Source organism: Synechococcus sp. BS55D (assembly GCF_004332415.1).
GTDB lineage: Bacteria > Cyanobacteriota > Cyanobacteriia > PCC-6307 > Cyanobiaceae > Synechococcus_C.
In genome coordinates, this window is record NZ_PHQT01000003.1 from 381,503 (window position 1) to 407,523 (window position 26,021).

Here is a 26,021-nt window from a genome sequence, read left to right on the forward strand (position 1 = left end):
CGGTTCCGTTCAGGCCGCCAGGGCCAGCTCGAAGGCGCCGCGATCGCTGCCTTCACCGCGCTCAAACACCTTGCAGAACACCTTCACCACCCTGTCGCCGGAATCCACCTGCTCGAGCGGGTCCTTACGCAGGCGGTGACGCAGGCAGCAGGAGGCCACTCGGGCCACGTCGTCTTCACTGACTTCCGTACGGCCTTCGAATGCCGCAAGGGCCCTCGCCGCTCGGTTGGTGACGATGTCACCCCGCAGGCCATCGACATCCAGCTCACCGCAGATGGCCGAGATGCGCAGGCGCAGGTCGTCGTCGATCTGAACCTGGGGTAGGCGATTCTGTGCTTCAACAACCCTTTGCTGCAAAGCGTTCTGGTTGGTTTCCACCGCGGAACTAAAGCCCTCGGGATCGCTGTCGAAGGCGGTGCGCTGATCGACCACCTGCACGCGCAGCTCTGGGTCGCGCACCGTGCGCACCTCCACGCTCATGCCAAAGCGGTCGAGCAGCTGCGGGCGTAGTTCACCCTCCTCAGGGTTGCCAGAACCGATCAACACGAAGCGGGCTGGGTGGCGGACCGACACCCCTTCCCGTTCCACCGTGTTCCAGCCGGAGGCGGCTGAATCGAGCAGAACGTCCACCAGGTGATCGTCGAGAAGGTTCACCTCATCGACGTAGAGCAGGCCGCGATTGGCTTTGGCCAGCAGTCCAGGCTCGAAGGCGCGAACACCCTCGCTGAGTGCCTTTTCGATATCGATGGTGCCGCAGAGGCGGTCTTCGGTGGCCCCGAGGGGCAGGTCCACCATGGGCACCTGGCGAGTTTCGGTGGTCAGGCTTTCCCCATGCTCCAGGCGCTGGCGCACCTCGCTGCTCTGGAGATCAGGGTCGGTGGCGGAGCTGTTGTAGGGATCGCCGGCTACCACCTCGATGCCAGGCAGTAGATCCGCCAAGGCACGGATGGTGGTGGATTTCCCTGTGCCACGGTCACCCATGATCATCACGCCGCCGATGCGGGGATCGATCACGTTGAGCAGCAGGGCCAGTTTCATCTCCTCCTGGCCGATCACGGCGGTGAAGGGGAAAACCCTGCGCTTCCGGGTTGAACTCACGGGCTGACGCGCTGCACAGAGATGGATTGTTTCACAGGCAGGACGGTGAGCACCTGCGGTGGGGTGGCATCAGCCGGATACACCAGTCTGACCCGCACCTTGCGGCTCTGGCCCGGGGCCAGGGTGACTTGGCCGAGGACAGGCCCTTCTTGCCCCTGTCGCAGCACCAGATGGAGGCGCCGTCGGCCAAGGGGCCGTCCGTTGGCCCCATCCAAGCCGCTCACTTCCACCGGTCCTCTGAACATCACAGGACCGCTGGCCGGGGTCTTGAAGCGCAGGCTGCTGCTGGTGCTGCCGTTCTTGAAGGGGGATTCCAGCGCGATCGCGACCCTGCGGCTTCCGGGCCCGGGGTTGTGTAGCGGCAGGGTGAGGTCGTATTCGACGCCGTAGTTGCCGTGGGCTGCCCAGGCGGTGCCTTCAGAGAACACCTTGAGCTCTGCGGTCTGCACCTGCCCGGTGCCGAGATCGCCACGTTCAAGGCTGCTGATCGGCCAGGAGATCGCTTTGTCCTGGACGATCAGGCTGTTGGAGCCGGGATCACTGAGGGTGGCCCGCCAGAGGCTGCCGATCTGGACGCCGCTGACCCTGGAATAGATGATCTTTCCCTTGCTTCCCCGCGGAGTGGGCTGGTGCTCTTTAGGGCTGAGCGTGCCCGCGTCCAGCAATGACTGCCAGTGGGATGCCGGCGGCGCTGAGGCTCCTTCGCCATAGGCCGCCAGGGTGGCGACGTAGACCGGGGCTGAGCTGCGAAGGCGCAGCTGCAGGTTGCGGCCATTGAGCAGAGGGTCGAGGCCTGCCACCGGGATTGGCAGCACCACCAGAGGGCTGGCTTCTCCGGGACTGATCTCCCAGCGGCTGGCTAGCTCTTGAGCCTGGTTGCCCCGGAGCAGATCCCCGGCCACGCGGCTGCCAGGCCCTGCAGCGATCGGACTGCTGGTTTCCGCCATCAGCGATGGCAGAGGCAGGAAGGGGGCGGCTGTCTGCCCCTTGCGGGTGGCCTGGGAGAGGGAGGTGCTCCCCCCCAGCAGCTCCAGGGTCACCGGCCCATCCGCCGCCGGCTCCGCTACCAGTGCCAGCCAGAGGGTGGAATCGAGCGACTCCGGCTTGCCCGCATACACGTGGTGGCTGAACAGGTCAAAGCGACCGCTCAAAGGCAGATTGAGGCCTGGGGGGTCCGGGAAGGTTGAGAGCAGGATCCCTTCACCGGTGATCAGTTCGGGGTTGTTGTCGTTGACCATCAGCACCCCATCCAGTTGTCCAGGCAGGGGGCGAACGCTCTGTTGGCGCTGGAATATGTCAGCTGTCTTCGGCTTGGAGTCTTCGCCCGCCAGCGCGGGGCCGACTGCTACGCCGACTGCTGCGGCAGCTGTGGCGAGCGCGCGGCTCAGGGCGGCGAAGGACATCAGCGGTTGGGCCATCATGGCGTGGTGCTGGCGGTCGCTCTTGTTTTAGGCGGCTTGCGCACCACCGGTGGTTTGGGCTTCAGCACCGGTGCCATGGCAGCGGCCATCTCGCGGATCAGTTCGGTGGAGCGGGGGTCGTTGAAAGGCCCTTTCACCACAAATGCAGCAACGGCTCTGCTGCCATCGGGGAGCTCGATCAGTCCCGCGTCGGCATAGGCGATGCCGATGTCCCCGGTTTTGTTCAATACCCGATAGCCCTTGATCATCAGGCTGTCGTCAGGTTCTCCCTGCTCGCCGCCCAGGCCTTCTAGCAGGCCTCCAGGCAGCAGCCGGTTGGTCCGTGAGGTGCCCATCACCTCTCGGAACAGATCACGGCTCCTGGGGCCCAGGGTTTCGCCGGTGTCCACCAGCGCGATGGAGCGGGCCAGGTCGCGGGCGCTGGTGGTGTTGGTGCCCTCCAGATCCGGAAGCCAGTTGTTCACCGCTGTGGCGCTCAGGCCGAGGGCGTTGAAGCGTGCATTGAGCTCTTCCTTGCCGCCGACCCTTTCGATCAGCAGGTTGGTGGCGCTGTTGTCACTCACCCGGATCATTTCTGTGGCCACCTCATGGGTGGGGAAACGGGTGCCGATCGGTTTGGAGGCCATCCATCCAGCGCCGCCGCCAACGGTGGTTTTCGTGAGGGTAAGGGGTTCGTTCCAGCTGAGGGTGCCAGCATCCAGCAACTCCAGGGCCACCAGCAGGATCGGGGTTTTGATCGAGCTCGCCGCAGGCAGCGCGGTGTCGGGATTCAGCTGGGCGTAGCGGCCGTCATCGAGCAGCAGCAGGAAGGCGCTGACTTGTAAATCCTTCTGGGAGCCAGCCAGTTCCTGCCAGCGTTGGCTGAGGGCTGTGAGTTCGGTTTTGGTTTCGAAACGACCGAGGCTGGAGGCGAAGCCGCTGCGGCGTGTGGTGCTTGGAAGGGCCTGGGGTCCTGTGCTGATCGCCCCCTGGAGGAGCTTGGGGTTCAGCCAGTCGGGTAAGGGCATCCCGCTAGCCCCTGCGCCAGTGCCTCCCTGGGAAACATGGGGGGCGAGCATCTTCAGGGCTGAGCCACTGATCACGCCAAGGCCGATGCCCAAGAGCATCAGGCGCACTAGCAGCATGAGAGGGCGGCGCCAGCCAGCTTCTGGGCGACGGGATCGGCTGCTGCTCACCGTTGGGCTGCAAGGGTCTGCCGAGGTTAAGAGCGGTCCCGGTGAATCGCCCAGCGCAGCTGACGCACCATGCCGCGGACGAGAGCGACCTCCTCGCTCCTGACCATGGCTCGCTGCAACAGGCCACGCAGCTTGGCCATGCGTGCATGGGCGGTGTGCTCCAGGAGAAAGCCAACCTCCAGCAGCAGTGCTTCCGCATCCTTCAGGCAGGGCTCTAGCTCGCTGGGACCAGCTGGTGAGGGCTGGCTATCATTGGGGGCGTTGCCGCGGCGTAGGCGTTCCAGTTCGTGGAGCACCACCGCAACGGCATGGGAGAGGTTTAGGGAGGGGTAGCTGGCGTGGCTGTGCAGCTGAATCACCCGCTGGCTGAGCAGCAGCTCATCGTTGCTGAGGCCCCGGTCCTCCCGCCCGAACACCAGCGCCGCCCGAGGGCTGTCGCCGTCCTCTGCTTCCGGAGCGTTCAACAGCCAGGGCAGCACCTGTTCAGGCGGATGCAAGGGAATCTCGCCATGGTCGAGCCGTCCGCAGGTGGCCACGACCCGCCGGCAGTCCGCCAGAGCACTGATCAGGTCGGGGTAACAGCGAGCCTGCTCGAGTACCGCCAGACCGTGCACGGCCATGCGCTGAGCCTCGGGGTCAGCGCTGGAGCAGCGAGGTGCCACCAGGCGTAGGTCTTGGATTCCGAAATTGGCGCAGAGCCTGGCGACGCTCCCCACGTTGAGCGGTCCTGAGGGTTCCACCAGCACCACGCAGAGCTGTTGGGTGGGGCTCATTCGAGGGATTTGAGATGGGCGAGCAGATCGGCCATCGTTTGAGGTTCGACTTCGAAGCGGGGCATGGGTGGCGTCGCTCCACTCACCACCTGGTGAATCAGTGAGGGGTCGCTGCGGCGGTCGGCGATGCCATGCAGATTCGGGCCCACCAGCCCTTGACCTGCCAGGCCATGGCAGCCGGCGCAATTGATTCGGAAGATCTGGCCGCCATGGTCGGCATCACCACTGAGTTGGAGGGTGGCCCGCACGTAGGGATCCCGTCCTGCGCTGCCCATCACCCAGAGGATCAGCACGATGCAGGTTATGGCTGCAACACTCACCAGCGCGGCGATCAGGCCCCGCTTCTGCCCCACGGGCCCTACAGCAGTTGATGACGGAGCTGTCACGGTCGCGGCCTGGCCATGAAACAATTGTGCTCAATCTTTTCATCGGTCGCGACGACATGATTGAACCTCTGCTCTGCGGCATCGTTCTGGGTCTGATCCCCGTCACCCTGGTGGGTCTGTTTGTTGCTGCCTGGAACCAGTACCGCCGGGGCAGTGCCCTGGGGGGCTGATCAGCAGCAGACCGCTGTTGCCATAGCGCCGCTGGTCCCTGAGTTGCCAACCCTGAGGCAGCTCGGGGATTGCTTGTATGGCGTGTTCGCAGATCACCAGTGCTCCATCGCGGAGCCATTGACCTCTGAGCAGTAAGTCCAGGCCTGGCGCATATAACCCCGCAGCGTAGGGGGGATCGAAATACACCAGGTCAAATCCAGGGTCAGATTCAGGTCGCCCTGTGCCAAGCCAGTGTCTGAGGTCGGCACAAATCACGCTGTGGCTTGGTGAGGGCGATAAGCCAGTGGCGGTGGCCGCCATGTTGTCGCGGCAGATTGCTGCAGTGCCTGGATTCTTCTCAATAGCGAGCACCCTCATCGCCCCCCTGAGCATCGCTTCGCAACCCATCACGCCACTGCCGCTGCAGAGGTCAAGCCAATGGCAGCCGTGGAGCTCTGGGGCCAGCATGTTCATCACCGCCTGCCGCACAAGGCCTGTGGTGGGTCGGGTGCCGTCCCCTTTCGGGCTTTTGAGGCGGCGGCCTCCACTGAGTCGCAGCTCACCTTTGGCAGCGCTTCCTTTCACGCCTGGCAAGGGGCGCTGCGCTCGAGCCATTGCAGCCAGCGTTGAAGCAATCGCTGCCCTGCGTCACCTGATTTTTCAGGATGAAACTGGCAAGCCCCCAGCCGCCCGCTCCAGACCATGGCCGTGGCCTGACCTCGACCGAAGGGCGCGCTGGCAGCGAGCACCTCAGGCTGCTCTGGAGCGGCGGCATAGGAATGAACGAAATACATCCATTCCTCTCGCTCATCGTGTCCGAGAAGCGGGCAGGGATGCGACACCTGGAGAGGTGCCCAGCCCATGTGGGGGATGCGTTCTCCGGCATCACCCGGAAGCCGCCTCACATGGCCCTTCAGCAGGCCAAGCCCGGGGCGTCTGCCTTCCTCGCTGCGTTCAAATAAGAGTTGCAGGCCTAAACAGATTCCCAGCAGCGGTTTCGCTTCGGCGTGCCACTGCTGCAGGTGGGGAATGAGGCCTGTCTGCGCAAGCTGAGCCATTGCTGGGTCGAAGGCTCCGACACCAGGAAGGATCAACGCATCGCAGGACTCCAGGTTATCTGGGCCATGGACCATCTCTAGCGGCTGATCGAGACGTGCGAATGAGGTCTGCACCGAGTGCAGGTTCCCCATCCCGTAATCAATCAGCCCAATCCTCAAGGTGATGGGGAAGCGATCAGAGGTACTTGGAGATCGTGCCGGAGAGGGTCGCCTTGGGAACGGCGCCGACCACGGTGTCTACCTTCTGACCGCCCTTGAACACCATCAGCGTGGGGATGCTGCGAATGCCGTATTGGCTGGCGACGTTTGGATTTTCGTCGGTGTTCAGCTTGAACACTTTGATTTTGCCTTCGAATTCCTTGGCGATTTCGTCGACGATCGGAGCCACCATGCGGCAGGGGCCGCACCAGGGGGCCCAGAAGTCAACCAGCACAGGCACGTCGCTCTGGAGCACGTCCTGCTCGAAGGAGGCATCGGTGACGGCAGCAGCGCTGGACATTCGATCTGACCTGGATTTTCACTGAAACTTAGCAACCATCAGCGGATTTATTCAGTGCCGAGATGGTGACTGAGGCGAACTGTGATGCTCACCTGGGCAAAACAAAAAGCCCGAGCGCGTCGGGCCGGGGGGTGTGAGGAGTGTGTGGGCCGAAGCCCCCACAAGGGCAAGATTAACGCTTGTCTTGATGGTGTCGCACGGGTCTTGTTTTGCGACTCTCTTGATTTTGGGGTTGGCTTATTTGCCCATGCCCAGCTGCTGGGCCTTCTGGTAAACCTTGCCTTCGGTGAGCAGTGAGGGGGCAACAACGACCTCCACCTGCTGCATGTCGCGGATGGTTTGAGCCCCGAGGGTTCCCATCGAGGTTTTAAGGCATCCCAGCAGGTTATGAGTGCCATCATCCAGTTTCGCGGGACCCCGCAGGATGCGCTCCAGGCTGCCGGTGCTGCCGACGTTGATGCGAGTGCCCCGGGGCAGGACTGGGCTAGGGGTGGCCATGCCCCAGTGGAAGCCACGGCCGGGGGCTTCCTCGGCACGAGCGATCGGTGAGCCGATCATCACGGCATCGGCTCCACAGGCGATGCACTTGCAGATGTCACCACCGGTGACGATGCCGCCATCGGCAATGATCGGAACGTATCGGCCGCTTTCGCGCTGGTAGTCCTCCCGGGCGGCGGCGCAGTCAGCCACGGCAGTCGCCTGGGGGATGCCCACACCAAGGACTCCCCTGGATGTGCAGGCGGCTCCGGGGCCGATGCCCACCATCACGCCGGCGGCGCCAGCGCGCATCAGCTGCAGGGCCACGTCGTAGGTGACGCAATTGCCGATCACGACGGGGACTCCCATGTCTCGGCAGAGGGCCTCAAGGTCGAGGGTGTCTTGCCCTTCTGGACCGATGTGGTTGGTGGAGACCACGGTGGCCTGCACGAAGAAGAGGTCGGCACCGGCCTCAGCGATTGCTTTGCCGAATCGCATGGCTGCCACGGGGGTGCCGCTCACTGCGGCGATGCCACCTTTGGCTTTGATGTCTTGGATGCGCTTGCGGATCAGGCTCTCCTGAACAGGCTGGCTGTAGATCTCCTGCATCAGGGGGACGAAGGCGTCCTTGCCCACCGCTGCAATGCGGTCGAGAACGGCGTTCGGGTCTTCGTAGCGGGTCTGAACACCCTCAAGGTTGAGCACACCCAGGGCCCCCAGTTGAGAGAGCTGAACGGCCATGTCCACATCCACCACACCATCCATGGCGCTGGCGATGATCGGAATTTCCCGTTCGATGCCCCCCAGGCTCCAGCGGGTGTCTGTGACCTCGGGATCAACGGTTCGACCGCCAGGCACAAGGGCGATCTCGTCGATGCCATAGGCCCGGCGGACAACCTTGGAGCGACCGAGCTGAATGTTCACCGCAAGCCAATGAAGATCCAGACAAGCTACCAAGCGGTGTTGAAGGGTCTCAGCCCTTGCCGCCGCCCCGGAACGCTTGCCAGCGGCCACTGACGGCGGTGAGCACCTTGCGCCGCTCATCACTCCGAACAAGACGAGTGACAGAGAACCAGGCCAACCAGCTCACTCCCGCCAGTTCGAACAGGCGTGGGGCCAGAGGAACCGTGGCGATTGCCGCAAGGATGCCGCTGTAGATCCGTATGACCAGGATCAAGCCAACCAGGCCTACCCCCAGCAGCAGAGGCTGACGCAGGCGCTGCCATTGATGATCAAGATCCTGTTCCTGCCACCAGCTGCGTAGCTTCTCGCTGAGCAGATCCCATTCCCCGCCTTCACCGTTCTCCAGATCGGCCTGGCCAGGGTCGGGGCTCATGGCTGCTGGCACGGTGACGCGGCTGGCAATGGCCGGATCGAGAGGAGGCGTTGTGACCGCTGTTTCGATGCTGGCGGCTGGCTCAGTGGCAGCTGCCGACTCTTGGCCCAGGATCGTAGGGCTCGTGACCGCTGCATTCAGACTGGCCGGACTGTTGCTTGAAGCGCTCGTGTCTTCAGCGCTCGAGCTGCCAGTGCTTGTCTCGGGGGTGCTTGAAGGGGTTGGCTCGCTCGGCACGGCGGCTGTGTCCTGCAACGGCTGCTCGTTGCCCGCCCCTGGGGTGCTGCTGCTGGAGGGGTCGGTCGTCATGGAAGCCGCGTTGGTTCACGGGCAGGGAGCTTAAAGGCGTCTGCCCGCAGTGGCGACTCTTGCTGCTGATCCCGTAGTGATCCCTCACGCAAGACGTCTGAACCGTTCGCGATAAACTGAACGAAGGCAAATCAGGTCTTTTATGGCGGATCCAGTGGGGCCCGGCAGCGGCGGTCCCGGAGAATCCGACGGTCGGATCATTCAGACGGATCTGCGCAACGAGATGTCGCGCTCCTATCTTGAGTACGCGATGAGCGTGATCGTCGGGCGCGCCCTGCCTGACGCACGCGATGGACTCAAGCCAGTGCATCGACGCATCCTCTATGCGATGTACGAGCTGGGGCTGACGAGCGATCGGCCCTACAGGAAGTGCGCCCGTGTGGTGGGTGAGGTGCTTGGTAAGTACCACCCCCACGGCGACACGGCGGTGTACGACGCCCTGGTGCGCATGGCCCAGAACTTCTCGATGTCGATGCCCCTCATTGATGGGCACGGCAACTTCGGTTCGGTCGATAACGACCCGCCGGCGGCCATGCGTTACACCGAATCGCGGCTCCAGGCGCTCACCACCGACAGCCTGCTGGAGGACATCGAGGCGGAAACGGTTGATTTCGCCGACAACTTCGACGGCTCCCAGCAGGAGCCCACCGTGCTGCCAGCCCGGATCCCCCAGCTGTTGCTCAACGGCTCAGCCGGCATCGCCGTGGGAATGGCGACCAACATCCCCCCCCACAACCTCGTTGAGCTCATCAACGGACTCTTGGCGCTGATCGAGAACCCGGAGCTCGATGACAACGCTCTGATGCAGATCATTCCGGGCCCCGATTTCCCCACCGGTGGTCAGATCCTGGGCCGCTCGGGCATCCGCGAGACCTATCTCAGTGGCCGTGGTTCGGTGACGATGCGGGGGGTCGCGGCGATCGAAACACTGGAGGTGCCTGGCCGGCCCGATCGAGACGCGGTGATCATCACCGAGTTGCCTTACCAAACCAACAAGGCGGCGCTGATCGAGCGCATCGCCGAGATGGTGAATGACAAGAAATTGGAGGGCATCTCCGATATCCGCGATGAAAGTGATCGCGATGGCATGCGCATCGTGGTGGAGCTACGCCGTGATGCCTACCCGCAGGTGGTGCTGAACAACCTGTTCAAGCTCACTCCACTGCAAAGCAATTTCAGCGCTCACATGCTGGCGCTGGTGAATGGTGAGCCGATCCTGCTCACCTTGCGCAAGATGCTGCAGGTGTTCCTCGACTTCCGGGTCGAGACGATTGAGCGGCGCACCCGCTACCTGCTGCGTAAAGCCGAAGAGCGCGACCACATCCTTCTGGGCTTGCTGCTGGCCCTTGATCAGCTCGACCCGATCATTGCCCTGATCCGGGCTGCTCCCGATACGGCCACGGCTCGTCAGCAGCTGCAGGACCGCCATGGCCTCAGCGAGATCCAGGCTGACGCCATCCTTCAGATGCAGCTGCGCAGGCTTACGGCCCTGGAAGCGGACAAGATCCGTCTTGAGCACGAGGATCTGGTCACCAAAATTGCCGACTACAAGGACATCCTCGGCCGTCGCGAGCGAGTGTTCGGAATCATTCAGGACGAGCTCACGCAGCTGCGTGAGCGCTACCCGGTTCAGCGCCGCACGGAGATTCTCGATCTCGCAGGTGGGCTGGAAGATATCGACCTGATCGCCAATGAGCGCTCGGTGGTGCTGCTCACCGAAACCGGCTACCTCAAGCGCATGCCGGTGAGCGAGTTTGAAGCCACCAGTCGCGGCACCCGCGGCAAGGCCGGCACCCGTAGCCAGGGGGAGGAGGCCGTGAAGCTGTTTATCGGCTGCAACGATCACGACACCCTGCTGCTGTTCAGTGATCGGGGGGTGTCCTATGCCCTGCCGGCGTATCGGGTCCCCCAATGCAGCCGCACCGCCAAGGGCACGCCGGTGGTGCAGTTGTTGCCAATCCCGCGCGAGGAATTGATCACCTCGCTGCTGGCGGTCTCGGAGTTCAACGACGACACCGATCTGTTGATGCTCACCCAGGGCGGCTTCATCAAGCGCACACGCCTGTCGGCCTTCAGCAACATCCGCTCCAACGGTTTGATCGCGATCGGTCTTGAAGAGGGAGATGCCCTCACCTGGGTGCGCCTTGCGGTTCCCGGCGACAGCGTCTTGATTGGCTCCAAGGCTGGCATGACCATCCATTTCCGCCTCAGCGATGAGGAGCTGCGGCCTCTTGGACGCACAGCACGGGGTGTGCGCTCGATGAATCTGCGCGATGGTGATGCCCTGGTGAGCATGGACGTGTTGCCGGTGGAGCTGGCCGATCGGGTGGCCCAGAGCAGCGATGACGACTCCGAGGATGATGAGGCCGGCGCGGCCAGCGATGGCCCCTGGGTGCTGGTGGCTTCGGCCTCCGGATTGGGTAAGCGGGTGCCGGTCACCCAATTCCGCCTTCAGAAGCGGGCGGGCATGGGCCTGCGAGCGATGAAGTTCCGCACCGATGCCGATGCCTTGGTAGGCCTGCGGGTGCTTGGTGCCGGAGAGGAGGTGTTGCTGGTGAGTGAGAGGGGGGTGATTGTGCGCACGAGCGCCGATGCCATCCCCCAGCAGTCACGGGCGGCCACGGGGGTGCGTCTGCAGCGTCTCGACAAGGGCGATCGTCTCTCGGAAGTGGTGCTGGTACCGCCAGAAGCCGAATCGGATGAGGCGAGCGAAGCTGAAGCTGAAGGCGAGGCTGCTGAGACTGCCGCCAGCGCTGAGCCCAAGGACAGCTGACCTTGGCTGAGCCGGTGGATGTGCTGGTGCTCGGGGGCGGCCCTGCCGCCCTCTGCATCGCCTCGGAACTCAACCAACGCGGGGTGGCTGTTGCGGCTATCGCCCCCGATCCGGTGGATGCCCCCTGGCCGAACACCTACGGCATCTGGGCCGATGAACTCAAAGCGGTAGGTCTCGAGCACTTGCTGGAGCACCGCTGGAGCGACACCGTCAGTTATTTCGGCGACGGCGGCTCAACGGCTCAGGATCAGAGCCATGCGCACGGGATCGACTACGGCTTGTTTGATCGTGCTGCCTTGCAGCGCTATTGGCTGGAGCGGGCCGATGGCGTGGTCTGGCATCAAGACACCGCCCAGCGGCTAGAGGTGAATGGTGCCACCACCAGCGTCAGCTGCGTGTCGGGAACGATGTTGCAGGCGCGCTTGGTGATTGATGCTTCCGGGTCGCGCACGCCCCACATTCGCCGCCCGGATCAGGGACCGGTGGCGGGCCAGGCGGCCTATGGCGTGGTGGGGCGGTTTTCTAAACCGCCAATTGAGGCAGGCCGGTTTGTGCTGATGGACTACCGCTGTGATCATCTCAGTGAGGTGCAACGCCACGAACCACCCACGTTTCTGTATGCGATGGATCTGGGCGATGGGGTGTTCTTCGTGGAAGAGACCTCGCTTGCTTTGGCCCCCGGTGTTCCCTACGACGTGCTCAAGCAACGGCTGCAGCAACGCCTGGATCTGCGCGGCGTGGAAATCATCGAGGTGATCCATGAGGAGTTCTGCCTCTTCCCGATGAACCTGCCGCTGCCAGACCGCAGCCAACCGGTGCTGGCTTTTGGAGGTGCGGCGAGCATGGTGCATCCGGCCTCGGGCTACATGGTGGGATCGCTGCTGCGGCGAGGTCCGGATCTGGCCCAGGCCATCTCCGAAGCCCTCGCCAATCCAAGCCTTGGTTCAGCCGCCTTGTCGCAACGGGGTTGGCAATCGCTCTGGCCGATCGAACTGGTGCTTCGCCATCAGCTCTATCAATACGGCCTGGGCCGCTTGATGGGCTTCAACGAAGCCTTGCTGCGCACCCATTTCTCAACGTTCTTCTCATTGCCGCGGGAAGAGTGGTTTGGCTTCCTCACCAATACGTTGTCCTTGCCCAGATTGATGGCGGTGATGCTGCGTTTGTTTGTGCTTTCGCCCTGGGAGCTGCGGCGGGGGCTGGTGCTGGGGGCTGGGACGCATCAACGTCCCACGTTCCTCCAGTCGGCCGGCTGAATCAGGGGGAAAAGGGCATCCTCAGCCTCTACTTCCTCAAGCCATTGTTCGGGCAGGTCTTCTCGCCGATCAATCGCTGCCATCAGCCGCCAGAAGCGTTCAAGGTGGCGCTCGATCCTTTCCTTGGCGAGTTCGGTGGTGGTGCCGGCCCGCAGGATGAAGCTCCAGTCGGATGACTGGGCCAGCAGCAGCTCGCGGCCCGCCTGGTGGAGCAGACGCAGATCGCTCTCACTGCCAACGCCGCGGCTGCAGCGCTCCACCATCGCCCTCCCGGCCCGACTCCACTCCGGCACGATCCAGGCGTTGCTCTGATTGAGCCAGTAATCGTGGAAGCCCCCCTGGCCCCAGCTCGATGGACAGGGGTCGCACAGTTGGAGATTGGGCTGGCTGCTGAGCACGCCTCGCAGCGTGCTGAAGCTCACTCCCTCGCTCGGAGCTTGACGAAACAGTTCACCCAGAAAGCGAGGGCCTTCAAACCACCAATGGCCGAACAACTCCGCGTCAAATGGCGCCACGAGCAAGGGTGGAATCGCCATGCCGGCTCGCAGGTTCTCCAGCTGCGCGCGCCGTCCTTGTAAATAATGCCTGGCATGGATGGCGCAGCGACCTTCAGCCTCGAGCGGTTGGTAGGGCTGCTTCTGATCCAGGGGGGCTTGCAGGTCGCTGACGCGATGGAGTTTCAGACCTAAGGGCCGTTCGGTCGGCAGCCCGAGGGTTGTGAGGTCCTCCTTGGGCAGATCCCAGCCGAGATCTCGATGAAATTCCCGGTAGGCCGGATCGCCTGGATAGCCATCCCGTGCTGACCACACCGGCAGGGTGGCGTCGCTGTCGCGCCCGAAGAAGGCCACCCCCTGCCGGCTCACGATTGGTGCATACACCCCGTAACGGGGGCGAGGCTTGGCATGCAGGAGGCCATGGCCGTCCAGCACGGCGTAACGCAGCCCTGCGTCACGCATCCATTGATCCAGTCCTTCGTAGTAGGCGCACTCCGGTAACCAGATGCCTAAGGGCCGTTCCCCGATCAGTCTTTGGTGTTCGCGAACCGCAGTGCGCAGCTGGGACCGCACCGCCTCTGGGTGTTCCCGCAGCAGCGGCAGATAGCCATGGGTGGCTCCGCAGGTGAGTAGGTCGAGAACGCCCTGCCGTTGCAGGGTGGCGAAGCGGGGAATCAGATCGCCGTCGCAGGCGGTCCAGCGTTTGAGATGGCGGCTGAAGCAGGCGGTCAGATGCTCAGCAGCCTCGCGCTGGTCGCCAGGAGCTTTCTTAAGCAGCTGCTGGCGTGTGCCGATCCAGGCGGGGAAGCGCTGCCGAAGGGTGGGATCGGCTAGCAGCGACAGCAGGGTGGGCGAGAGCCCCATGGTGAGCCGGGGCTGCTGCAGCGGATCGGCTGCGGCCGCTTCCAGCACCTCCAGCAGGGGGAGGTAGCACTCGATCAGCGCCTGAAAAAACCAGTCCTCCTCAAGGGAGTCGGGCTCGTTGGCGCGCACATAGGGCAGATGGGCGTGGAGAACCAGGGCCAGTGCGCCTTCGGCCACGTTCTATCCATCCCGGGCAACTGAATGTACTGTCAACTGCCGCCTCCAGCTGTAGGGCCGGGAGCAGTCGCTTAGAGTGGGCTAACTCATAGTCATTCCGACTAACACCTGTCGAGGCTGCTGCCATGGCCAAGGATCCCGGCCGCGTACTGATCTTCGACACCACCCTCCGGGATGGTGAGCAGTCTCCAGGCGCCAGCCTGAACCTTGAAGAGAAGCTGGCCATCGCTCAGCAGCTGGCCCGCTTGGGTGTGGATGTGATCGAAGCGGGTTTTCCTTTTGCCAGCCCTGGCGATTTCAATGCCGTTCAGCGCATCGCCCAGCAGGTGGGTGGTGATCAGGGCCCGATCATCTGCGGCCTCGCCCGCGCCTCCCGCGGCGACATCAAGGCCTGCGCCGATGCGGTGGCCCCGGCTCCGCGCCGTCGTATCCACACCTTCATTGCCACCAGCGATATCCACCTCGAGCACAAGCTGCGCAAGAGCCGCAAGGAGGTGCTGGCGATCGTTCCCGAGATGGTGGCTTACGCCCGCTCCCTCGTCGAGGACGTGGAGTTCTCCTGCGAGGACGCTGGCCGCAGCGATCCGGAATTCCTTTATGAGGTGATTGAATCCGCCATTGCTGCAGGGGCCAGCACCATCAACATCCCGGACACCGTTGGCTACACCACCCCTTCAGAATTCGGGATGCTGATCGCTGGCATCGATCAGCACGTGCCCAACATCAATGAGGCGGTCTTGTCGGTGCATGGTCACAACGACTTAGGCCTTGCTGTGGCCAACTTCCTGGAGGCAGTGAAAAACGGTGCCCGGCAGTTGGAGTGCACCATCAATGGCATCGGTGAGCGGGCGGGTAATGCGGCCCTGGAAGAGCTTGTGATGGCCTTGCATGTGCGCCGCCGCTACTACAACCCATTCTTCGGTCGCCCTGAGGATTCCCCAACGCCGCTGACGGCCGTTCGCACCGAGGAGATCACCAAAACCTCCCGCCTGGTCTCGAATCTCACCGGCATGGTGGTGCAGCCAAATAAGGCGATCGTGGGTGCCAATGCCTTTGCTCATGAGTCGGGCATTCACCAGGACGGCGTGCTCAAGAACCGGCTCACCTACGAGATCGTTGATGCGCGCACCGTCGGTCTGAGCGATAACCGCATCTCCCTCGGCAAGCTCAGCGGTCGCAGTGCCGTCCGGGCCCGTCTGGAGGAGCTCGGTTATGACCTCAGCCGTGAGGATCTCGATGAGGCCTTTGCACGCTTCAAGGATCTGGCGGATCGCAAGCGGGAGATCACCGATCGCGACCTGGAAGCGATCGTGAGCGAGCAGGTGCAGCAGCCTGAAGCCCGCTACCAGCTCAAGCTGGTGCAGGTAAGCTGCGGCAGCAGCCTTCAGCCAACGGCCACCGTCACCCTGGCTGATGAGGAAGGCCGCGAGCAGACCACGGCAGCGATCGGCACTGGACCTGTGGATGCCGTGTGCCGCGCCCTCAATGCCCTAGCGGAGGTCCCCAATGAGCTCATGGAGTTCTCGGTGAAATCGGTCACCGAAGGCATCGATGCCATAGGAGAAGTCACGATTCGTCTGCGCCGCGATGGCGAGCTTTATTCGGGGCACTCCGCAGATACCGATGTCGTGGTGGCGGCGGCCCAGGCCTTTGTGAATGCGCTCAATCGCTTGGTGGCCGGAACCAGCCGTTCCGCCATTCATCCCCAGCGGGACACCGCCGACGCCGAACTCCGGGCCAGCCTTTGATCCATGGCTTCAGGCGTGCGCTCCCGCTTAGCACCGCTGCTTCAGCTTCTGCTGTTGATTCTGTTGGCTCTGGTTGTGCTGGTGCCCCTGCTCTGGCTGGTCAGCACCTCGCTCAAGGGGCCTTCTGAAGACATTTTCTCCAGCCCCCCAGCCCTGCTTCCAGCGCAGCCCAGTCTGGAGGCCTATCGCCGACTCTTTCAGGACAATCCCCTGGGGCTCTATCTGCTGAACAGCACGATCGTGAGCGTGCTCGCGGTTGTGGCCAATTTGCTGTTCTGCTCCCTGGCCGCCTACCCCCTGGCGCGCATGCGCTTTGCAGGTCGTGGCCTGGTGCTGGCCCTGGTGGTTGCCACCATCCTGATTCCCTTTCAGGTGGTGATGATTCCCCTCTATCTCCTGATGGTGCAGCTGGGGCTACGCAACACCTTGATGGCCCTGGTGATTCCCCAGGCCGCCACTGCGTTTGGGCTCTATCTCCTGCGTCAGAGCTTTTTGGCCGTACCCGTGGAGCTAGAGGAAGCGGCTCGCATCGATGGTTGCAGCAAGCTCGGCGAGTGGTGGAACGTGATGATTCCTGCAGCCCGCGCCGATCTGATCACCTTGGCGATGTTTGTGTTCATCGGCACCTGGAGTGATTTCCTCTGGCCGCTGGTCATTCTCGACGATCCTCAGCTCTACACGCTTCCGCTTGGGCTGCAGCAATTGGCGAGCAGCTTCTCCCTCGATTGGCGCATCGTGGCGGCCGGATCTGTGGTTTCGATCCTGCCGGTGCTTGTGCTGTTCGTGTTACTTCAGCGCTACATCCTGCCCAGCGCCAGCAGCGATGCGGTGAAGGGGTAGGGGGGATTGCTTACTCCTGAGGAGCCGGCAGGGGCAGTTCCAGTCGGGGAGGTGGTGGGAGAAACGGTCGACCGTTTGCTTCTGGTTGTTGCTCCGCTTTCTGGCGTTCCCGCGCCTGCTTCTCTTCCTGCTCCCGTTGTTGCTTGACGGCTTTGAGCAGATCGCTGAACTGCCGCTCGAGGCTCTGTTGACGGAGCCGCAAGGTGCCCATCTGTTCCTCCAGCAGCCTGCGGTTGTTCACTTCCTCCCGCTGTTCGATCGCCTCCACTTGCTCCTGAAGGTTCTTCAGAACCGCCGTTTGCTGAGCCAGGGCTTGCCAGAGCACCAGAAACAGAACGGTGAGCAGCGACACCAGGGCTGCGGGCAGTAACTTCCAGCCGGATCCGTTCATGCGTTTCTCCCCCCGTTGAGACCCAGTCCGAGCGTTGCCGTTCCCAGGTGGTCGCTGAGTCGATCCAGATGGTGACCCACGCGCTGAGCCCAACGCAGCGCATCGAGCTGGAGGCCGCTGTCTTCAAGGCTGAGTTGCCCATCAGCCGATCGGGCGATCAGCCGATGCCGTTCCTGGTCCAGTTGTCGATCCAGCAGGGATGCCACCATGCTGCAGCGCTTCTGAAGTGCCAGCCAGCGTCTCTGGTCCAGATCGCCTGGGAGTCGCAGGAGCAACGTCAGCAGCATGCGCCGGGGCGCAGCCAATGTCTCTGCGCTTTGCAGGCACTGGGTCCGTTCCTGTTCCGCCAGCCGACCCTGCAGCCGTTGGAGGTGATCGAGGGCATGCAGCAGATGCAGCAGAGCCTCCACCTGTTGGCGATTCAGGTTCACGAGATGGAGTTGATCAAGGAAGTGCTCCGCTTGGCCCAGGGACCGCGCCAAATCCTCCAAGTGCAGTTGCACCGGTTCTGGCGGCTGTCCGCCCAGGGTTTCGATCAAGAGCAGGATCTGTTGCCTCCAGAGCGCCCCCTGGGCCGCCAAGGCCAGGTTGATCGCTACGGAGAGATCTGCGGGGGGGTGTTGCCCCAGCTGCCAGGGCCCTCGGCCGCGGTGCTCTGGCACCAAGGAGCGAATCAACGCGGCGAACGGACTGGTCAGCGGCAGGGCGATCACCACCCCCAGCAAGTTGAAGCCGGTGTGAAAGGCCGTCAGCGCAAAGGGGACATCCAGACCCATGCCCCCAGGCCAAGCGAGATCCAGCCCTTTCAGATACAGCGGCAGCAGGACGAGCGCCATCAGTGCTGTGGCCAGGTTGAACACCACGTGCGCCAGGCCAGTGCGCCTGGCGCTCAGGCTGCCCCCAAGGCTGGCGATCAGCGCCGTGACTGTGGTGCCCACATCCATCCCGATCACCAGAGCGCAGGCCTGCGGAAGGGTTAGGGCTCCGGCGGTAAGACCGGTGAGCGTGGTCGCCACGCCGGCGCCGGAGGACTGGGTGATCAACGTGGCCAGCAGGCCAAGCAGCACCAGTTGCAAGCGACTGATCAGGTCGAGGCCGTCCAGCGCCGTGGTCGTCAGCAGGGGCCCATGGCCGGCCATGGCCTGCTGCAGCTGACTGACTCCAAGAATCACCAACCCAAATCCGGCCAGGGCTGAGCCGATGGCTGGTGTGCGTTGCCGACCGATCAAGCGCAGAACGGCACCCACCAGAATGGCTGGGGTGAACAGGCTGGTGATGTTGAGCTTCAGGCCGATCACGGCCACGAGCCAGCCAAGACCGGTGCTGCCGATGTTGGCGCCGAAGATGATCCCCAGAGACGACTCGAAGCGGATTAACCCGGCGCTGACAAAGCCAACGGTCGCCACAGTCGTTGCGCTCGAGGATTGGAGAAGCGCAGTGCCCGCCGCCCCTGCGATCGCTCCGGACAGGGGGGTGCGAGTGAAGCGGAGCAGCGTTGCTCGCAGGCGACGGCCGGCGAGGGCCCGCAGGCCCTCGGTCATCACGGTCATGCCGAGGAGGAACAAGCCGAGGCCGACCGCGACCTGAATCAGGATCGTGCTGGTGATCTCAGTTGCAGCCCTGAACGGAGATCCGGTAGCTGAAGCCGGTGGAATCCGGATCGCTTCCCGTTCCGATTTTGAAGTTGATCTGGCTCACCGTTTTCCCATCAGGGGCGCTGAAGGGGCCAAACATGCGGCCGGTTCCGATCGGCGGCGTCATCGACTCCTGCACCACCCGCAAGTTGCTTCCGTCGGTGAATTTCAGATAGGCCTCCACCGGATAGGTGCCACTGGCCGTGGAATCGGCCGTGAAAAACAGCTTGTAGCTGCGGTAAACGCCGTTCACGGCAAAGTCGGTGTTCCAGTTGGTGCGGCCAAGAAGTTTGGGTTTGCCCACGCGCTTTTTGACGATGTCGCTGCTCCCGTCGCCCCCTACGGGAGGCAGAAAGGAGCAGGCGGCCTTCACGCTGCTCCCGATCAGGGTTGTGGTCAGGCCAATGGCGAGCATTCCAACGAGCGGAGCATGCTGGCGGATCAACATCACGTCATCCACGGTCTAAAAACGTCTTAGCAGCGGTCCGCTCGATCAGCAGATGCGATAGACCTGGCGGGTCGAACGTCGCTGCTGATGTCCCTCGAAGATCTGGATCGTCTGTTGGCCTTGCGGGTTGAGGACGCCCAGCTCGCTGCTCAGCTTGCTCAGCCCTTGGGGGTGCAAGAGCTCTGTGAACTGGCCGCAGCTCGGGGTTTGGAGGTTGGTGAGGCGGATATTCTCTCCGCCCAGCAGCGGGAGGAGTCGCGCTTGTCTCAGCAACAGTTGCAGGAGCGGGTCGCCCAGGAGGCTCGTCGCTTGCGCCACTTCATTCAGGGGTGATAGTCCAGGCCCTGCTGATGGCTTGGGTGCCACCCCTTACCACCAATCAGTATTGCTGGACACGGCAGCCACGGCCTCTTTGCCCTGAAGCTAGCCAGAGGTTGACGTTGTAGTGGAATGACGTTCTGGAAGGATTGGGCTCCCACCGAAGTTGCAAACACGGGCTGGGATCGCTGCCTCGACAAGGAGTCGTTGACCCTTCTCCGTCAGGATGAAGTGGCTGAGGTGATGTCTGCTGAGGCTTATCTGTCCTGGGACGATCTCGTGGGTCAGCGCTGACCTTGTCAGCAGATGCTCACCAGGCAAGGCAGGTTCAGTTCCTTTCCCTATGAAGGTTCTGACCTCCCTGGTTTGTCATGGCTTCGTTCACCATCGCGATTGAAGGTGGTTCCAGCTTCAGCTGTGCTGATGACCAGTACATCCTTGATGCCGCTGAAGAGCAAGGCATCGATCTGCCCTATTCCTGCCGTGCCGGTGCCTGCAGCACCTGCGCCGGCAAGATCATCAGCGGCAGTGTCGATCAATCGGATCAGAGCTTTCTCGATGACGATCAGATCGCCAAGGGGTATGCCCTGTTGTGTGTGAGTTATCCCCTCAGCGATTGCACGGTCAAGACTGACGTCGAAGACGAGCTCTGAGTTCAGCGGATCATCACCACGTCGGGGGTCTCACCCAGCACCTGAGCCATGAGTAGGGCATGGGTGACGGCTCCTTCATGGCTGTGAAAGGTCCAAGCAGATTCGGGTGTCGCGACGCGCTCGATCCCCTGATCGATCTCGTTCACTCTGAAGTAGGTGCCGGCTTTGGGGCTGCGCAGCACGAAGCGTTCGATACGGGGGACCAACATGGCTGTTCTCATTGAGACTCATTCCCTGGCTAGCGCTGCCAAGCATCCGCTCAGCGTGCTCTTTCGTTTTCCTGCGCTTTTTCCCTTCGAGAAAGTTTGAACAACCGACCGCTCAAAAACATGGTGCGATCCGGCTCGGGTGATGGGCTGTGGGACAACCTGATGCGAGGCAACGCTGCAGGCCCCAGGTGTCTGATCTCAAGTGGCCGGGAGTGACGAGCGGCGCTCCCAGATCAAGCCCTCAGGAGCCGTGAACAGGCTCTGATGGCCTCCTTCGCGGAACCACGCTTCCGCCTGGGCCTCTAAGGCGGGTGCGTCCAGTTGCCAGTGGCTTCTGAAGTAGTTCTCCATGGCTGCATCGCTGGCGGGCTCTGCTTGGAGCCAGTGCACCAGCGCCAGCTTGAGGGGGCGGATCGTCAGCACTGCGCTGCGATCCGTGGCGTTGTCGCTGGCCGTCTCGATCTGTTCCTCCACCTGCTCGTTCGCCACAAAGAGGCGCAGCGCGCTGGTGCTGTCCCGCCCGTCGAGGGGGAACTTATTGAGGTAGAGGCGGCGTGCCTTTGGAAACAGGGCTGAAGGGGCCGACTGCATCAGCTGTGCGAAGGCTTGCTGCAGGCTGGAGCTGGGCATCGGGCTGGGAGGGGCGACGCCTGCCCAGCATCACCCCTGGCAGTCCAGCGCCAACAGTGCGACGATGGAGACAGTTTTTGATCTGGACCGTGCCGGAGTCGGGGCGCTGCATGTATCGATTGGTCGCCCTTGATGGCAGCCCTCATCCCGTTTTGGACACTCCCTATGACTCCAGGGAGGCGGCGGAGGCGGCGGCCCAGAGCTGGTGCACTGGTCAGGGGATGGCCTTTGGTGTCGGCCAGAGGGGAATCGCTCTAGAGGTGCGGACCCGCTCCGGGGCCTGGCGCACCGTCGGTTATCCGCTCAGTTGCCTTCGAGGCGCTAGACCTTGATCGGTTTCGCCGATCGATCATGTGGGTCAGTGTTGATCTGTGTGTGGTGCCGCTGGGTGTCGGTGTCTCGCTCGCGCCCTATGTGGCTGCCTGTCAGCAGGTGATCGAGGCGACGGGGCTGGACTTTGAGCTCGGGCCGAACGGTACGGCGATTGAGGGGGAGTGGGAGGCTGTCTTCGCCTGCGTACAGGCCTGTCATAAAGCCGTGCATCACCTTGGCGCCCCGCGGATTTACACCACGCTCAAAGTCAATACCCGGGTTGATCGTCAGCAGTCATTCCGCGACAAGGTGGACAGCGTGATCGCTAGCCGTTCAGTCCGACCGGCCTGAATCCGTAGAACTTCGGTGCAAGGGAGACACCCTGGAGTTGCCATGGGTCCAATGGGACTAGGACTGCGACTAATGAGTGATGGGGCGGTTGGCGTGGCTTGTGCTGTTCGTGGGGGTGTCGGCGGCTGCTCCCCTGCAGGGCAGGGCTGAAAGTTGGGATCGGATTGGACGCTTTGCCGGGCTTCTGCGACAAGCGGGCACCCAGACACTGGTGGCGAAGGACTGCCCGTCGGCGCTGCTTGGAGCCTTTCATGCCGGCCGTAATGCCTTGCTGCTCTGTGCCAACAATCTCGCCAATGATCCGGCTCAGATCTGGACGGTGCTCGCCCATGAATCTGCCCACGTTATGCAGCATTGCCGTCAGGGCCCTCTGCTACCGGATGATCAGCTCACCGCCGCGATCGCCCAGGTGCGTCGGCAGGCTCCTGGGGCGTTGCAGGAACTGCGCCTCTACCACCACAGCCAGCATCGTGATGAGGTGGAAGCACGACTGGTGCAGGGTCTTCCTGCCGATGAGGTGGAGCATCTCTTCCGTCGTTTCTGTGCCGAACGACTGATCCGGCGCTAATCCAGGAGTGAGGTGTTCCGGGAGAGGGCGGATGGAGGACCAAGACGATCCCGTCACGCCGCTGACCGGTCCCACTCTCGATGCTGAGGGGCATCTCACCTACGTCGGAGAGGACGGTCGGCGCTATGTGGTCGTCGATGGGGTGGAGCTGGATGCAGAGGGCTCCGCTCAGGTGATGGAGGCCCTTCAAGCCGCCGGCCCGTTGCTTCAGGAGATCGAGGCCCTTTGTCATGGCTGGCTCGATCTGGTGGTGGATTCCCCGCTTCTGCGAGAGGAGGCGATGGCTCTGCTGCTCGCCACCCTTGAAACCGTTCTAGAGGCCTCAGCAGACGACTCTGTCGATGACGACACCCCAGAGGGAAACACCACAGACGAGAACACTCCTTAGCAGGACGGCTGAACGTGATTGCCTACGGTGATGACTCGTTTGTGCTGCGGTCTCCGATGGATTCCAGCCTTCGTGGCTACTGGCTGATGACCTGGCTCGGACTCGCCGGCAATGTGTTGGCCCTTCCCCTGATCGGGTGGATCGCCATCACCTCTCCTGACTTGCGTGCGGCCAATCTCAGCGTGGCCTTTGGCCTGGCCTGGCCGGCTGCTGTTGTGGGCATCGTTGCCTGTGCCGGTCTGATCGCACGCCGCCGCTGGGGGGTGATCGTGGCCATCGTTGCCCTTTCGATGGCCTTGGCTGCATCGCTGCCTTACGGCATCGTGCGCCTCGCGCTGATCTCCCTCGGCGCTGATGCGGTTCGCCTAGGAGCGCTTTCCCTGGTGCTCGCTCTTCTCAACTTGCTGGCTCTGCTCTATTGGTGCAGGCCTGAGCATCGTCGTCAGAGCCTGCGCGCTGGCTTTCGCGGGAGCGGAAGCCTGCTCTGAAGTTGATTCAAGCGATCCCGGTCCTCTTCTCCGACATCCACCTGATGGTTGTGGTCAAACCAGCCGGGCTTCTCAGCCAGCCAGGGCTCGGGCCGGCGCAGGCCGACTCCCTGAGCAGCCGTTTGCAAGTGGCTGAACCTTCGCTTCAGCTCGTGCATCGTTTGGATCGGGACACCTCCGGTCTGCTGGTGTTGGCCCGCTCTCCGGAAGCCCTGCGCCGGCTCAGTGCGCTTTTCGCCCAGAGGGCTGTTCAGAAGCTTTACGTCGCCGATGTCTGCGGTGCGCCGGCAACGCTGAGCGGTCGCATCGATCAGCCCCTGGCTCGTCTTGAGCGGCGACCGCCCCGTTATGGCAACCACCCCGGCGGTCGCCGGTCCCTGACCTGCTGGCGCTGGGCCGCTCAGGGTGATCGCTGCAGCAGGCTCTGGCTGCGGCCCCTGACCGGTCGCTCCCATCAGCTGCGGGCCCATCTCGCGGGGCTTGGTTTGCCGATCCTCGGCGATCCGATTTATGCATCCGGTGCTCAGCCCTCTGGGCTTGCGGTCACCCGCCTGCATCTGCATGCTCTGGCGCTGGCCTTTCGGCATCCGTTCAGCGGCAGGCGACTGAGGGTTCATTCGCCGGTGCCCTTCGCACTCCCAGCTCAGGCTGGATAGCCCTTGTAGGCCGGAATCGGATAGGGAATGCGGCGATGGCGCATCCGCCTCCAGACCTGCACGAATGCCCGCACCAGCAGCTCGACTTCCGCGCGCGTGAGGCTGCTGGACCGCAGCTGACCATCGCGGAGGCGTGATTCGACAATGCGCCGCACGGTCTCCCGCGCCTGGAGATCGCTGGTGTCTGGAGGAAGGGAGCGCAAGGCTGCTTCGCAGCCATCGGCCAACATCAAAATTCCTGTTTCCCGCGAGCGCGGTGTGGGGCCGCGATAGCGGAAACGTCCCTCGGGCACCTTGGGGTCGAGCTCCCGTGCTTTGTGAAGGAAATAGCCCATCTTGAGGGTTCCCTGATGCTCAGGGATGAAGTCGGCCACTGGTCGAGGCAAGCGATAGCGGCGGGCCAGCTTCAGCCCCTCGTCGACATGGGCCTGGAGGACTCCGGCACTGGCGAGGGGGTCATTGAGTCGGTCGTGGGGGTTCTCGCCGACCTGTGTCTGGTTTTCGATGAACCAGTCAGGGGCATGCAACTTGCCGACATCGTGATACAGGGCGCCGGTGCGAATGAGATCGACATCGGCTCCGATCGCACGGGCTCCTCCCTCCGCCAGGCTGCAGATCATCAGCGTGTGCTCGAAGGTGCCTGGAGCCTCAGAGGAAAGGCGTCGCAGCAGGGGAAGCTCCTGATCGGCCAACTCCATCAGACGGGCGCGAGTGAGCAGTCCGAAGGAGCTTTCCAGCAGTGGAATCAGCAGGATCGCCCCCATGAGCAGCAGTCCCATCAGCAGGGCCTCAGAAGCCAGCTCTCCGGCATTGGGGGCGAGGCGCGTCCAGGCACTCATGCCCGCATTGATCTGACTGCGCAATAACAGCCATTCGACCAGCAGAGCCGTCAGCGGTAGAAGCACCGCTAGCTGCAGCAACTGGGCGCGGCTGCGAAGGCGTCCGGCCTGAAGTGCCGCCACGGCGGCGATGGCGGCGGCGATCATCAGGCGCCCCTCACCGAGACCATTCACCGGCAGGGGCCACAGCAGGCTGGCGATCGCCAGCCAGGCCAGGCCACAGCTGGTTCCTAACCCCTGGGCAAGCAGCAGGGTTGGCGGCACGATCACCGCAAGAGGGCTGACGGCAGCTCCGAACCAAAGCTTCGCCGCTTGCACGATCAGAAGCAGCCCGAGGGCCAGAAGGGCATGGGATGCCTCCAGGCAGGGACGCTCCCGGCGCATGATCAGCACCATCACTCCACAACCGGCTAAGGCTTCTGTGAATCGCAACATCCACACCCCCAGACGGGGGCTGCGATTCACAAGGCCGAAGTAATCGAGCACGTCATAGGCCTGGGGGCTGATGGGTTCTCCCTTGCGGGTGATCAGATCCCCCCGGGTGACCTCGATGGTGGGAATCCCCTGATTGGTGATCAGCTTCTCGATCAAGCGCTGACTGCGTCCTGGATCCGTGCGCAGGTTGCTCGAGCCCTGGAAGGTGGTTGCTAGCAGCTTGCTTCCGAGTGTTTTCCTTGGATCCTTTGCGTCTCCAAGGGTCGTGAGCTGCAGGGAGGCCGCTTTGCGCAACTGTTCTACCGCCAGGGTGTTCACCAATCCCTGGCTGAGCATGCGGTCAGCCGCACGCCTGAGGGCCATATCCCATTGGCGGCGTTCCCCTTGGCTACGGCCTGTCAGCCAGGCCTGTTCAGGTTCGCTCAGGTTGACGGGTCCGATGCGCTCGGCGTCATCACTGCGTGCCACCCGTTCCAATTCGGCCAGCTGCCGCTCCAGGCGTTCCCGAAGCCGCTTGGTTTCCTCGAGGTCGATCACCTGCACGAATGTGCGTGGCACCAGGCTGGAACGGCGCTGTTCCAGGGCTTCGCTATCCACGACCCGAGCACTTTTGGGGGCGACGGCATCGAAGGGGGCTGGCAGACCGGGGCGCAGGTTTGGTTCCACGAGCCACGGCCAGCTGGAGACCAGCGCCACGAGGAGGCAGACAAGAAGAAGCCCTGCTTTTTGATGGTTGCGCCAGCGCAGCACGGGGCGAGTGGGCGACTCGCTGCGCAACCAGCTCTGCCAGAGCTGACCGAGGCGATGGAGGCGAATCACAGCCGAGGGCATCCTTTTGCACGCTAGCTCTATCGGGCGGGCATGCTG

The 26,021-nt window shown here is 63.2% G+C and carries 30 protein-coding genes and 1 pseudogene; 14 read left to right on the forward strand and 17 right to left on the reverse strand.

Going from position 1 to position 26,021, the window contains the following annotated elements:
* Nucleotides 1–9 precede the first annotated feature (9 nt).
* The 5 genes from bchI to CWE16_RS09020 are packed head-to-tail and all read right to left on the reverse strand — an operon-like array spanning nucleotide 10 to nucleotide 4,853.
* Nucleotides 10–1,098, reverse strand: a complete 1,089-nt coding sequence (gene bchI / locus CWE16_RS09000; RefSeq protein WP_131454393.1) for a magnesium chelatase ATPase subunit I — start codon at nucleotides 1,096–1,098, stop codon at nucleotides 10–12.
* Entirely contained in the window at nucleotides 1,095–2,501 is a 1,407-nt protein-coding gene (locus tag CWE16_RS09005) for a DUF3370 domain-containing protein (protein ID WP_131594760.1), read from the reverse strand. The genes bchI and CWE16_RS09005 overlap by 4 nt, the downstream gene beginning before the upstream one ends.
* A gap of 14 nt (nucleotides 2,502–2,515) precedes the next feature.
* Complete coding sequence (locus tag CWE16_RS09010) at nucleotides 2,516–3,694, reverse strand: serine hydrolase (RefSeq protein ID WP_201737984.1); 1,179 nt, start codon at nucleotides 3,692–3,694, stop codon at nucleotides 2,516–2,518.
* A gap of 26 nt (nucleotides 3,695–3,720) precedes the next feature.
* The gene (locus CWE16_RS09015; RefSeq protein ID WP_131594762.1) at nucleotides 3,721–4,467 is read right to left on the reverse strand and encodes an RNA methyltransferase; all 747 of its coding nucleotides are present in this window, start codon (nucleotides 4,465–4,467) and stop codon (nucleotides 3,721–3,723) included.
* Nucleotides 4,464–4,853: a c-type cytochrome gene (locus CWE16_RS09020; protein ID WP_131594764.1), complete on the reverse strand. Its 390-nt coding sequence runs from the start codon at nucleotides 4,851–4,853 to the stop codon at nucleotides 4,464–4,466. Before CWE16_RS09020 ends, CWE16_RS09015 begins: the two co-directional genes overlap by 4 nt.
* A 56-nt stretch (nucleotides 4,854–4,909) precedes the next feature.
* On the opposite strand from CWE16_RS09020, the gene petG reads away from it, so the two are divergent.
* Nucleotides 4,910–5,023, forward strand: a complete 114-nt coding sequence (gene petG / locus CWE16_RS12295; RefSeq protein ID WP_015110794.1) for a cytochrome b6-f complex subunit V — start codon at nucleotides 4,910–4,912, stop codon at nucleotides 5,021–5,023.
* A gap of 13 nt (nucleotides 5,024–5,036) precedes the next feature.
* On the opposite strand, the pseudogene rsmD reads toward petG, so the two are convergent.
* The 5 genes and pseudogenes from rsmD to CWE16_RS09050 form a co-directional block, all read right to left on the reverse strand.
* A pseudogene (gene rsmD, locus CWE16_RS09030) lies at nucleotides 5,037–5,618 on the reverse strand (16S rRNA (guanine(966)-N(2))-methyltransferase RsmD); the annotation flags it as partial.
* Nucleotides 5,585–6,193 (reverse strand): imidazole glycerol phosphate synthase subunit HisH, encoded by a 609-nt coding sequence (gene hisH / locus CWE16_RS09035; RefSeq protein WP_236629662.1) that lies wholly within the window; start codon nucleotides 6,191–6,193, stop codon nucleotides 5,585–5,587. The gene hisH and the pseudogene rsmD, both read right to left, overlap by 34 nt.
* A 43-nt stretch (nucleotides 6,194–6,236) precedes the next feature.
* A complete protein-coding gene (gene trxA, locus CWE16_RS09040) occupies nucleotides 6,237–6,560 on the reverse strand; it encodes a thioredoxin (protein ID WP_131454387.1) in 324 nt (107 codons plus the stop codon).
* A gap of 237 nt (nucleotides 6,561–6,797) precedes the next feature.
* On the reverse strand, nucleotides 6,798–7,961 hold the full coding sequence (locus tag CWE16_RS09045; RefSeq protein ID WP_131454778.1) for a GuaB3 family IMP dehydrogenase-related protein: 1,164 nt from the start codon (nucleotides 7,959–7,961) through the stop codon (nucleotides 6,798–6,800).
* A gap of 49 nt (nucleotides 7,962–8,010) precedes the next feature.
* The gene (locus CWE16_RS09050) at nucleotides 8,011–8,682 is read right to left on the reverse strand and encodes a CAAD domain-containing protein (RefSeq protein WP_131594770.1); all 672 of its coding nucleotides are present in this window, start codon (nucleotides 8,680–8,682) and stop codon (nucleotides 8,011–8,013) included.
* Between the two features lie 142 nt (nucleotides 8,683–8,824).
* On the opposite strand from CWE16_RS09050, the gene gyrA reads away from it, so the two are divergent.
* Nucleotides 8,825–11,455, forward strand: a complete 2,631-nt coding sequence (gyrA, locus tag CWE16_RS09055; RefSeq protein ID WP_131594772.1) for a DNA gyrase subunit A — start codon at nucleotides 8,825–8,827, stop codon at nucleotides 11,453–11,455.
* 2 nt (nucleotides 11,456–11,457) lie between these two features.
* Nucleotides 11,458–12,711, forward strand: coding sequence for a lycopene beta cyclase (gene crtL, locus CWE16_RS09060; protein ID WP_131594774.1), 1,254 nt, complete (start codon nucleotides 11,458–11,460; stop codon nucleotides 12,709–12,711).
* On the opposite strand, the gene CWE16_RS09065 is transcribed toward crtL, so the two are convergent.
* Nucleotides 12,678–14,246, reverse strand: coding sequence for a glycoside hydrolase family 57 protein (locus CWE16_RS09065; protein WP_131594776.1), 1,569 nt, complete (start codon nucleotides 14,244–14,246; stop codon nucleotides 12,678–12,680). The genes crtL and CWE16_RS09065 overlap by 34 nt on opposite strands.
* A gap of 125 nt (nucleotides 14,247–14,371) precedes the next feature.
* Here CWE16_RS09065 and CWE16_RS09070 point away from each other — a divergent pair, with 125 nt between their 5' ends.
* Nucleotides 14,372–15,994, forward strand: coding sequence for a 2-isopropylmalate synthase (locus tag CWE16_RS09070; RefSeq protein ID WP_131594778.1), 1,623 nt, complete (start codon nucleotides 14,372–14,374; stop codon nucleotides 15,992–15,994).
* Between the two features lie 3 nt (nucleotides 15,995–15,997).
* Nucleotides 15,998–16,834, forward strand: coding sequence for a carbohydrate ABC transporter permease (locus CWE16_RS09075; RefSeq protein ID WP_131594780.1), 837 nt, complete (start codon nucleotides 15,998–16,000; stop codon nucleotides 16,832–16,834).
* A 10-nt stretch (nucleotides 16,835–16,844) separates the two neighbouring features.
* Here CWE16_RS09075 and CWE16_RS09080 read toward each other — a convergent pair whose 3' ends face one another.
* The 3 genes from CWE16_RS09080 to CWE16_RS09090 are packed head-to-tail and all read right to left on the reverse strand — an operon-like array spanning nucleotide 16,845 to nucleotide 19,274.
* The gene (locus CWE16_RS09080; protein ID WP_131594782.1) at nucleotides 16,845–17,225 is read right to left on the reverse strand and encodes a hypothetical protein; all 381 of its coding nucleotides are present in this window, start codon (nucleotides 17,223–17,225) and stop codon (nucleotides 16,845–16,847) included.
* The gene (locus CWE16_RS09085) at nucleotides 17,222–18,790 is read right to left on the reverse strand and encodes a Na/Pi cotransporter family protein (protein WP_236629663.1); all 1,569 of its coding nucleotides are present in this window, start codon (nucleotides 18,788–18,790) and stop codon (nucleotides 17,222–17,224) included. Before CWE16_RS09085 ends, CWE16_RS09080 begins: the two co-directional genes overlap by 4 nt.
* A gap of 43 nt (nucleotides 18,791–18,833) precedes the next feature.
* Nucleotides 18,834–19,274 (reverse strand): hypothetical protein, encoded by a 441-nt coding sequence (locus CWE16_RS09090; protein WP_131594928.1) that lies wholly within the window; start codon nucleotides 19,272–19,274, stop codon nucleotides 18,834–18,836.
* Between the two features lie 120 nt (nucleotides 19,275–19,394).
* Here CWE16_RS09090 and CWE16_RS09095 point away from each other — a divergent pair, with 120 nt between their 5' ends.
* The 3 genes from CWE16_RS09095 (at nucleotide 19,395) to CWE16_RS09100 (ending at nucleotide 20,278) form a co-directional block, all read left to right on the forward strand.
* Nucleotides 19,395–19,640 carry a Nif11-like leader peptide family natural product precursor gene (locus CWE16_RS09095; RefSeq protein ID WP_131594784.1) on the forward strand — a complete coding sequence of 82 codons (246 nt, stop codon included), beginning with the start codon at nucleotides 19,395–19,397 and terminating at the stop codon, nucleotides 19,638–19,640.
* A gap of 117 nt (nucleotides 19,641–19,757) precedes the next feature.
* Entirely contained in the window at nucleotides 19,758–19,919 is a 162-nt protein-coding gene (locus CWE16_RS12030; protein WP_161567583.1) for a hypothetical protein, read from the forward strand.
* Between the two features lie 77 nt (nucleotides 19,920–19,996).
* Nucleotides 19,997–20,278, forward strand: coding sequence for a 2Fe-2S iron-sulfur cluster-binding protein (locus CWE16_RS09100; RefSeq protein WP_131594786.1), 282 nt, complete (start codon nucleotides 19,997–19,999; stop codon nucleotides 20,276–20,278).
* Nucleotides 20,279–20,280: 2 nt separating this feature from the next.
* Here the strand turns inward: CWE16_RS09100 and CWE16_RS09105 are convergent, their stop codons facing one another.
* Nucleotides 20,281–20,487: a hypothetical protein gene (locus CWE16_RS09105; protein ID WP_131594788.1), complete on the reverse strand. Its 207-nt coding sequence runs from the start codon at nucleotides 20,485–20,487 to the stop codon at nucleotides 20,281–20,283.
* A 198-nt stretch (nucleotides 20,488–20,685) separates the two neighbouring features.
* Nucleotides 20,686–21,117, reverse strand: coding sequence for a hypothetical protein (locus CWE16_RS09110; RefSeq protein ID WP_131594790.1), 432 nt, complete (start codon nucleotides 21,115–21,117; stop codon nucleotides 20,686–20,688).
* Nucleotides 21,118–21,206: 89 nt separating this feature from the next.
* On the opposite strand from CWE16_RS09110, the gene CWE16_RS09115 reads away from it, so the two are divergent.
* The 6 genes from CWE16_RS09115 (at nucleotide 21,207) to CWE16_RS09140 (ending at nucleotide 23,880) form a co-directional block, all read left to right on the forward strand.
* Nucleotides 21,207–21,449 carry a hypothetical protein gene (locus CWE16_RS09115; RefSeq protein WP_443081612.1) on the forward strand — a complete coding sequence of 81 codons (243 nt, stop codon included), beginning with the start codon at nucleotides 21,207–21,209 and terminating at the stop codon, nucleotides 21,447–21,449.
* Between the two features lie 19 nt (nucleotides 21,450–21,468).
* A complete protein-coding gene (locus CWE16_RS09120) occupies nucleotides 21,469–21,780 on the forward strand; it encodes an MTH1187 family thiamine-binding protein (RefSeq protein ID WP_131594792.1) in 312 nt (103 codons plus the stop codon).
* Between the two features lie 79 nt (nucleotides 21,781–21,859).
* Nucleotides 21,860–22,348: a hypothetical protein gene (locus CWE16_RS09125; RefSeq protein WP_131594794.1), complete on the forward strand. Its 489-nt coding sequence runs from the start codon at nucleotides 21,860–21,862 to the stop codon at nucleotides 22,346–22,348.
* Nucleotides 22,349–22,379: 31 nt separating this feature from the next.
* The gene (locus CWE16_RS09130) at nucleotides 22,380–22,736 is read left to right on the forward strand and encodes a hypothetical protein (RefSeq protein WP_131594796.1); all 357 of its coding nucleotides are present in this window, start codon (nucleotides 22,380–22,382) and stop codon (nucleotides 22,734–22,736) included.
* A gap of 56 nt (nucleotides 22,737–22,792) precedes the next feature.
* The gene (locus CWE16_RS09135) at nucleotides 22,793–23,224 is read left to right on the forward strand and encodes a hypothetical protein (protein WP_131594798.1); all 432 of its coding nucleotides are present in this window, start codon (nucleotides 22,793–22,795) and stop codon (nucleotides 23,222–23,224) included.
* Nucleotides 23,225–23,226: 2 nt separating this feature from the next.
* Nucleotides 23,227–23,880 (forward strand): RluA family pseudouridine synthase, encoded by a 654-nt coding sequence (locus CWE16_RS09140; protein ID WP_330848550.1) that lies wholly within the window; start codon nucleotides 23,227–23,229, stop codon nucleotides 23,878–23,880.
* Here the strand turns inward: CWE16_RS09140 and CWE16_RS09145 are convergent.
* Nucleotides 23,868–25,985, reverse strand: coding sequence for an HDIG domain-containing metalloprotein (locus CWE16_RS09145; protein WP_201737985.1), 2,118 nt, complete (start codon nucleotides 25,983–25,985; stop codon nucleotides 23,868–23,870). The genes CWE16_RS09140 and CWE16_RS09145 overlap by 13 nt on opposite strands.
* Nucleotides 25,986–26,021 lie beyond the last annotated feature (36 nt).

Coding starts and splice junctions, on each gene's coding strand:
- CWE16_RS09005 (WP_131594760.1), bottom strand. CDS start 2,501: ATGTCCTTCGCCGCCCTGAGCCGCGCGCTCGCCACAGCTGCCGCAGCA.
- CWE16_RS09015 (WP_131594762.1), bottom strand. CDS start 4,467: ATGAGCCCCACCCAACAGCTCTGCGTGGTGCTGGTGGAACCCTCAGGA.
- petG (WP_015110794.1), top strand. CDS start 4,910: ATGATTGAACCTCTGCTCTGCGGCATCGTTCTGGGTCTGATCCCCGTC.
- hisH (WP_236629662.1), bottom strand. CDS start 6,193: ATGGGGAACCTGCACTCGGTGCAGACCTCATTCGCACGTCTCGATCAG.
- trxA (WP_131454387.1), bottom strand. CDS start 6,560: ATGTCCAGCGCTGCTGCCGTCACCGATGCCTCCTTCGAGCAGGACGTG.
- CWE16_RS09050 (WP_131594770.1), bottom strand. CDS start 8,682: ATGACGACCGACCCCTCCAGCAGCAGCACCCCAGGGGCGGGCAACGAG.
- gyrA (WP_131594772.1), top strand. CDS start 8,825: ATGGCGGATCCAGTGGGGCCCGGCAGCGGCGGTCCCGGAGAATCCGAC.
- CWE16_RS09070 (WP_131594778.1), top strand. CDS start 14,372: ATGGCCAAGGATCCCGGCCGCGTACTGATCTTCGACACCACCCTCCGG.
- CWE16_RS09075 (WP_131594780.1), top strand. CDS start 15,998: ATGGCTTCAGGCGTGCGCTCCCGCTTAGCACCGCTGCTTCAGCTTCTG.
- CWE16_RS09080 (WP_131594782.1), bottom strand. CDS start 17,225: ATGAACGGATCCGGCTGGAAGTTACTGCCCGCAGCCCTGGTGTCGCTG.
- CWE16_RS09090 (WP_131594928.1), bottom strand. CDS start 19,274: ATGCTCGCCATTGGCCTGACCACAACCCTGATCGGGAGCAGCGTGAAG.
- CWE16_RS09095 (WP_131594784.1), top strand. CDS start 19,395: ATGTCCCTCGAAGATCTGGATCGTCTGTTGGCCTTGCGGGTTGAGGAC.
- CWE16_RS12030 (WP_161567583.1), top strand. CDS start 19,758: ATGACGTTCTGGAAGGATTGGGCTCCCACCGAAGTTGCAAACACGGGC.
- CWE16_RS09100 (WP_131594786.1), top strand. CDS start 19,997: ATGGCTTCGTTCACCATCGCGATTGAAGGTGGTTCCAGCTTCAGCTGT.
- CWE16_RS09105 (WP_131594788.1), bottom strand. CDS start 20,487: ATGTTGGTCCCCCGTATCGAACGCTTCGTGCTGCGCAGCCCCAAAGCC.
- CWE16_RS09110 (WP_131594790.1), bottom strand. CDS start 21,117: ATGCCCAGCTCCAGCCTGCAGCAAGCCTTCGCACAGCTGATGCAGTCG.
- CWE16_RS09120 (WP_131594792.1), top strand. CDS start 21,469: ATGTGGGTCAGTGTTGATCTGTGTGTGGTGCCGCTGGGTGTCGGTGTC.
- CWE16_RS09125 (WP_131594794.1), top strand. CDS start 21,860: ATGGGGCGGTTGGCGTGGCTTGTGCTGTTCGTGGGGGTGTCGGCGGCT.
- CWE16_RS09130 (WP_131594796.1), top strand. CDS start 22,380: ATGGAGGACCAAGACGATCCCGTCACGCCGCTGACCGGTCCCACTCTC.
- CWE16_RS09135 (WP_131594798.1), top strand. CDS start 22,793: ATGGATTCCAGCCTTCGTGGCTACTGGCTGATGACCTGGCTCGGACTC.
- CWE16_RS09145 (WP_201737985.1), bottom strand. CDS start 25,985: ATGCCCTCGGCTGTGATTCGCCTCCATCGCCTCGGTCAGCTCTGGCAG.